Below are 7,131 nucleotides of genomic sequence, written 5' to 3'. Positions count from 1 at the left end.
TCTTTGCACTGGGCTTTCTGGTGAACCTTTTGCTGGCAAGATTTACGCGCTTTAAATATGTGCATTTGTCAGCCCATGTATCCTTCTTTTATGCAGGATTGATTGCAGCTCTGTTAAAATTCGGAACCAATTTGGCTTTTGTACCGCTTGTAATAATTGGCTCCATATTGTTAGGTCTGTATATGACCTTTTCCTGCGCCTATGTGGCGGTATTTATGAAGGAAGTAAAGGGAGGAGAGGGCTTTACCCTTGCCCATTCCAGCTCCATCGGAATTCTGATTTCTTCCCTGCTTGCCAAAACCTTTGGGAACAAGGAAAATGATCTTGAAAATTTAAATGTTCCAAAGAAGCTTAACTTCTTACGGGAGATGACCATTTCCTTAACCATTGTTATGACGGTTCTCTTTTTGATCATAAGCCTGATTTCCGGCCCGGCCTGGATGCTTGAAAACATTACCGGCGGACAGGATATCGTCGTGTTCAGCTTTTTACGAGGCTTGTCCTTCGGTATGTGGATCACAGTTATTATAACAGGTGTAAGAATGATGCTTTCTGAGATCATTTCCGCATTCCACGGCTTTGCCAATAAGATCATCCCTAATTCCGTACCAGGGCTTGATATCCCACTGCTTTTCCCCAATTATCCTAATTCCGTGATATTGGGCTTCCTGACCAGCTTGATTGCCGGTCTGATCGGTATGATGATCCTTGGATTTATTAATTATCCGATTGTGGTATTCCCGGCTCTGATCCCCACCTTTTTCACCGGTGCGGTAACTGCCATCTTCGGAAATGCCCATGGCGGACGCAGAGGTGCGATCATAGGCTCCTTTGTAAATGGTTTGATCCTTATTTTCGGACAGGCTCTGCTTCTTCCCATGATTGGAACGTATGCGCCGATCATGCGTATTTTAAGCGAGACAGATTATTCCTTTTACGGTCCGATCTTAGGCTGGGTGCTTAAGCTGTTTGGAGGCATCTAATGAAAAATTTAGTGTTTTACCTTACTTTGCATTATCCGGACAGGGAAACTTTTTTTAAGATTTTAGAGTTATTGGATAATGAAAAGGCCGGTTTTGTTGAAATCGGCATACCGGTTGACCAGCCTTTTGTAGACGGAGCTGTGATACGGCAGACTCATAAAGAAGCGTTGGAGCAAAGGATAAGCTCAGATGATGTGATACAAACGCTGGAAGAGATCCGCAGGCGCTTTACGTTTAAAGTTGTGTTAATGACTTATAAGGAAGGCGTGGAATATTTTCACCTTTCTGATGTACCGAAAGATTTGTATGACGGTTTTCTATGTGTGGATGGAGAATTTCCTACCGGATCCTTCCCGAATCAGATCACTGTGCTGGGCCGGTCCTTTCGTGATGAGGGCATAGCAAAGGCTCTTGCGCATAATGACCTGTTTGCCTATATTGTTTCCGGGGAAGGGAAAACCGGATCCTTTGATAAGCTTCCTACGGAATACGTTGAAGTTGTAAAAAAAGTAAAATCTGTTTCAAAGACACCGGCCTATGTAGGCTTTGGTATTAAATCCGCCGAGGATGTGAAGGAAGTCATGAAAAATGGTGCCGATGGTGCCATCATAGGGACGGAGTTCATAAAGCGTTACCAGCTTGGAGGTATGGATGCTTTGAAGGCTTATCTGGAAGAGTTGAAGTCAGCCGATGCATAGGCTGGTCTTCCAATCTGCTTAACATGACAAGGGGAGTGTTATGTTAAGCAGAGCAGAGGGCAATTTAGTATCCGGATCAATACTGCCGGCATGATAATAATATACAAAAAGATAGAGGCTGCATGATGGCCATATCAGATGGCAATGTACAAAAAATAAGTCTTGATTGGCCTGAAAAGCCATTTTCAAGACTTATTTTTTATGATAAAATAGCTGTTTTATTGTGAAAACCCTTATTGCAGATAGGAATATAATGATTTGATGCTAAAAAGTAAAAAAAAACAGTTGACAATAAGTGAATGATCATTTATTATAGGACTATAGAGGTGATGGCATGAGAAAAAAAGACGACGAAAAAGTGAAAAGCATAAAGGAAGCAGTAATCAAGCTGATCCTGCAGGAGGGCTTCCATGGCACTTCTGTCTCTAAAATCGCTAAGATGGCAGGGGTTTCGCCGGCAACGGTTTATATCTACTTTGAGAATAAAGAAGATATGCTGCACGATATTTACCTGGAATACTCAGAAGAAATATATGACTATATATTGGACAGCGTGAAACGGGAAATGGAGGGACGGCAGCAGATCGAAGTGCTCATCCGAAGCTACTATAACTATATACTAGAGAACAAGGAAATCTTCAGCTTTGTGGAGCAATTTTCCAATTGCCCCTCATTGGCCAACAACTGTTCCGGGAAAAAGGGCATTTGTAATATTTACAGCCTGATGTCGGATATGAAGAGGAGTAATCTCATAAGAAATTACAAAGAGGATAATCTTTTGGCCATCATTTTTCAGCCGGTGAAAGCAATTGCTGTTGATAACCGCAAGAACGAGGCACAGAAAGAGGATTTGCTGCAGGAAATGATTCATATTATACAAGACGCAATATTGCTTTAGGTTTTTACAAGCGGGATTATTTTGTGAATGTATTTTACAAAAAGTCTCGCATAAAAACAATTCCATATTAAATGAACATTCACTTAAGGAATACGCACAGAAAGGATAAAACTATGACAAATCATGATAAAAATAACATAGGAATCGTTTTCCCAATTTCCAACAAAGTTTTATTGCCGGACGTCGTGACTACGGTTCGTTTGGAAGCCCTTGACGAAACACATATGATGTATCTGGAAAACGAAGAAACAATAAAGATAGCTTTGCCGTTAAAACAGAATTTTGGTAAAAACCCAAAGAATGAGGAAGATTTTTACCGGACAGGCCTGACCTTTGAGGTCACAGGAATGGACCAGACGGATAAAGGGATCCTGCTTTCCGTAAAGCTGATGGAGCAGATCAATGTAAAAGAGCTGCACATAGAAAACGGGGTTATCTATGCCCAATATGAGCTAAGTCAGAATCAGGAAGATTTAGACGAAAAGAGCCGGGAAGAAATGCTTGGCTATATCAAAAACGTTACCAGTGAGATAAGCTCCAAATTTTCAGGAGGAGAACAGTACCAGAGGATTATCAATGAGTTTAAGGATCTAAATTCCATAATTGTGTATCTGTCTCAATTCCTTCAGATACCCAATGATGAAAAGCATGAGCTTCTGGAGATGTCCTTAAAAGAAAGAAGCCTTCGTTTCCTGGATTACATGCTGAAACAAAAGGAAATGATCGAACTGCAGATGGAGATTTCCGAGAAGTTCTCCGAGAAGGCAAACCGGTATTACAGGGAGTCCGTACTTAGGGAACAGTTAAAGGCCATTCAGGAAGAACTGGGGGAAGGCAAAAAGGACGAAGGAAAAAAGGAACCGGATTATTTAAAGAAGATCGAAGAGGCAGGTATGCCGGCTGAGATCAAAGAGGCAGCTCTTGAAGAACTGGAAAAGCTTGATGATCAGGGCCCCAATAAACTGGATTACAACGTGATCCGTAATTATCTGGATCTTTTGGTTCAGCTTCCATGGAAAAAGGAAGAGTCTAAGGACATTGATCTTGACGAGGCGAGACGGATTCTTGATGAACAGCATTACGGGCTGCAAAAAGTTAAGGACAGGATCATTCAGCATCTGGCAGTCATGCAGTTAAACAAAGCGAAAAAAGGTTCCATCCTTCTCCTTGTGGGGCCGCCGGGAACCGGAAAAACAAGCCTTGGAAAAAGTATTGCAGAAGCCCTTGGCAGAAAATATATCCGCTTAAGTCTGGGCGGTATCCGGGATGAATCGGAAATCAGAGGGCACCGAAGAACTTATGTCGGAGCCATGCCGGGAAGAATTATCCAGAGCATCCGAAAGGCAGGGAAAACCAATCCTGTCATGGTATTGGACGAAGTGGATAAGATTATGTCCGGCGGCTTCAGCGGAGACCCTGCAAGCGCGCTTTTGGAGGTTCTTGATCCGGAGCAGAACAACAGCTTTACCGATCATTACATGGATCTTCCTTATGACTTATCCGATGTTTTCTTTGTGGCAACAGCCAATTCATTGGAAAGCATTCCAGGTCCTCTCTTAGACCGGATGGAAGTCATCCAGATAACCAGCTATACCATGGACGAAAAGTTCCATATCGGCAAAAATCATCTGATCCCGGAGGTCCTTAAAGAACATGGCTTAAAGCAGGAGCAATTGGTAATTGAAGATGAAGTATTGCAGAAGATTATCAATGATTATACGTTGGAAGCCGGCGTGCGGGGGCTGAAAAAGCAGCTGTCCGGCCTGGCCAGAATTACAACGGAAAAAATCGTATCTAAAAAAGCGGAGCTGCCTTTTGTGATTAAGGAAAAAGACTTAGAAGAATATCTTGGCAGCCAGGTTTCCCGTCACGATAAGGCCCAGCAGGATAATCCTCCGGGAGTGGTTACAGGCCTGGCATGGACTCCGGTAGGAGGAGAAATACTCTTTATCGAGGCAACCGATATGCCGGGAAGCGGAGCAGTCATATTAACCGGAAAGCTGGGAGATGTGATGAAGGAATCTGCCAAGATTTCCTTAAGCCTGTTAAAATCCAGACTGCCTTTAAATGCCTTTAATTTTAAAGAAAGAGACCTTCATATCCACGTTCCGTCAGGAGCGGTTCCTAAAGATGGCCCATCGGCCGGAATTGCATTATTTACTGCATTGGCTTCTCTTGTTACCGGCAACAAGGTAGATTCAAGACTTGCCATGACCGGAGAAATCACTTTACGGGGAGCGGTCTTGCCCATCGGAGGCTTAAAGGAAAAACTTCTGGGCGCACAAAGAGCCGGAATCAACAGGGTCTTGATTCCTAAAGATAATGTAAGCGATTTAAAGGATGTACCGGAAGAAGTAAAGAATCAGCTTACGATCATACCTGTGGAAACGGTAGAGGATGTACTAAAAGAGTCTTTGGGGATTTTCCTGCCCAGAATCGAACATGTATACTTTCAAAAGGGCGTAAACGGATTATTTCCTGAAGGGTTAAACACACCACATAAAAATATTGAGAGAAAAGGGGTAATTTAAATGAATATGACAGTGACAAAGGATACTTTAATCGGAGAGGTCTTAGAAGCAGACCGAACCACCGCACACTTCTTTTTTGAAATGGGAATGCATTGCCTTGGCTGTCCCGCATCTGCCGCAGAGACCGTGGAAGAGGCCTGCATGGTCCACGGCGTTCCTGCCGAGGAACTGATCGACAGGTTAAATAAGCATATGTCAGAGTAATGGTCTTAACAATTTTAAAGGGGAGGCGTCTTCAAATGAAGATGCCTCCCTTTTATAATGTAATATGGCTGTATGATTAACCTCTGCCCAAAAGAGCTTCAGCCATGCTGTCATAGCCATAAACTGATGATACGTATCTTAATCCGTCCGTAATTTCGTTTTTGGAATAATCATGCTCTTCAAGAAAGTTAAAATCGATCTGATTTAAATGATAATAAAACATGAGCGCCATTTTAAAATGCTCCATATCGTCGGAATCCAGCTCATCCAATAATTTGTTTTCTGCCTCATTGATCTTTCCTGCCTGGATGAGGGCTAAAAGCTCAAGATAATTTGATGCTGTCTCCTGGTCTTTAAAATTAAGTTCGTCATTCTCCCCTAATTCAATATGAAAAATCAGCTTCAGCAAAGTTGTTACCATTTCATGAATCATGCGCATGATAAAATCATCTTGTAACATAAAATTCTCCTTTTTTAACCGCCGTATATTATAAGTATAAATTGTTATGATAAAAAATAATTTACCACAAATCTTAGAAAAAGTAAAATATATATAGTAAGAAAAGGATAAAATCCACTGCTATTGAAGGAAAAAGCAAAGTATGGTAAGCTGTTTTCAATAATGATGAAGAAATATCCGGTGATTTCGTATGATAAAGATTAAGCTTCGGGAGGATGCAGATGATAGAAACAGAATTGGCTAAGAAATTCATGGAACAGGTCACTCAATATACAGAATACAATATCAACATAATGAATGAGCAGGGGGTCATCATCGCCAGCCGGGATCCAAAGCGGGTGGGGACGTTTCATGAGGTGGCCTATTATATTGTAACCGGAAGCGAGGATATGGTGGTCACTTCCACAGAGGAGGATTATCCCGGGGTAAAGCCAGGGATCAACATGGTGATTAACATTGACGGAAGGCGGGAGGGAGTGGTAGGTGTCACCGGAGATCCGGGAGAGATAAAACCTGTCGCCCTGATTACTAAAATGGCCATCGAAGCCATGCTGAAATACGAAAAGCAGCAGGAGGAGCTGAGGCGCAGGAGGAATCAAAAGGAGCATTTCACAAACCTTTTGATTCATGTAGAATATCCGGACCCTGGGGAGCTGCGGAGCGTTGCAAAGCAGCTTAATTATTCGGAGAATATAATCAGGGTCCCCATCCTGTGTAAACTGGATGACATCAAGCCGGAGCTGTTTCTTAACATGATCAAGAACAGCCCCAGGCATGGGGCAGAGGACATCAGCATTGTCCTTGACAGCAGCCATGTCCTCATATTCAAAACCATGCCGGAAAAGTTATTTGCAGATTACAAATTCATCATAGAAGAATATTTAAGCACTGCTTTAAAATGGCTTAAAGAGCAGGAGAGGAGTTGTAACTTCTACATCGGCTCATTTCAGGGAAGCTTTACCCAGTATTATAATTCTTATCGGCACTGCAAGTGGCTGGAGGAAAATGCGGATTCCGGTTCTGCTGCTTTTTTTTATGACTATACGGGAAATTATGTGCGTTCCATTGTGCCCATGAATGAATTGCAATGGATGTTTAACATTTATGAGAGGGAGCTGAGTGAAGAATTTAAAAAGACATTTATGGAAATTGCTGAAGCTCTCATAAAGACAAACTATAATCTGGTAACGGCGTCAAAAGAACTTTTTGTGCACAAGAACACGCTTTTGTACCGCTATAATAAGCTGAAGGATACGTTGCATATCAATCCCATAGAGTCTTCTGCAGACCGGTTTTTTCTGGAGACCTTTTATAATTTTTTAAGAAAAGAACATTAGTTTTGTATCGGCAATACAAA

General features: G+C 42.1%; 7 protein-coding genes. 6 read left to right on the top strand and 1 reads right to left on the bottom strand.

Annotated features, from left to right (window positions below):
- From RT269_RS16955 to RT269_RS16935, 5 genes are all read left to right on the top strand, one after another.
- Positions 1 to 983, top strand: a 983-nt coding sequence (locus RT269_RS16955; RefSeq protein WP_313184312.1) for a PTS transporter subunit IIC, incomplete at its 5' end; no start/stop codon positions are given.
- Positions 983 to 1,681, top strand: coding sequence for a tryptophan synthase subunit alpha (locus tag RT269_RS16950; protein ID WP_313184311.1), 699 nt, complete (start codon positions 983 to 985; stop codon positions 1,679 to 1,681). The genes RT269_RS16955 and RT269_RS16950, both read left to right, overlap by 1 nt.
- A 334-nt stretch (positions 1,682 to 2,015) precedes the next feature.
- The gene (locus RT269_RS16945) at positions 2,016 to 2,579 is read left to right on the top strand and encodes a TetR/AcrR family transcriptional regulator (protein WP_313184310.1); all 564 of its coding nucleotides are present in this window, start codon (positions 2,016 to 2,018) and stop codon (positions 2,577 to 2,579) included.
- Positions 2,580 to 2,692: 113 nt separating this feature from the next.
- Entirely contained in the window at positions 2,693 to 5,110 is a 2,418-nt protein-coding gene (lon, locus tag RT269_RS16940; RefSeq protein WP_313184309.1) for an endopeptidase La, read from the top strand.
- A complete protein-coding gene (locus tag RT269_RS16935; RefSeq protein WP_331664183.1) occupies positions 5,111 to 5,314 on the top strand; it encodes a DUF1858 domain-containing protein in 204 nt (67 codons plus the stop codon).
- 76 nt (positions 5,315 to 5,390) lie between these two features.
- Here the strand turns inward: RT269_RS16935 and RT269_RS16930 are convergent, their stop codons facing one another.
- The gene (locus RT269_RS16930) at positions 5,391 to 5,774 is read right to left on the bottom strand and encodes a DUF6483 family protein (protein ID WP_313184307.1); all 384 of its coding nucleotides are present in this window, start codon (positions 5,772 to 5,774) and stop codon (positions 5,391 to 5,393) included.
- Positions 5,775 to 5,995: 221 nt separating this feature from the next.
- Here RT269_RS16930 and RT269_RS16925 point away from each other — a divergent pair, with 221 nt between their 5' ends.
- Positions 5,996 to 7,111, top strand: a complete 1,116-nt coding sequence (locus RT269_RS16925; protein ID WP_313184306.1) for a CdaR family transcriptional regulator — start codon at positions 5,996 to 5,998, stop codon at positions 7,109 to 7,111.
- Positions 7,112 to 7,131: the final 20 nt, after the last annotated feature.

Source organism: Lacrimispora sp., assembly GCF_032078915.1.
Taxonomy (GTDB): Bacteria; Bacillota; Clostridia; order Lachnospirales; family Lachnospiraceae; genus Lacrimispora.
The sequence above is the reverse complement of the archived record's forward strand: the minus strand, read 5'-3'. Positions and strand labels throughout refer to the sequence as shown.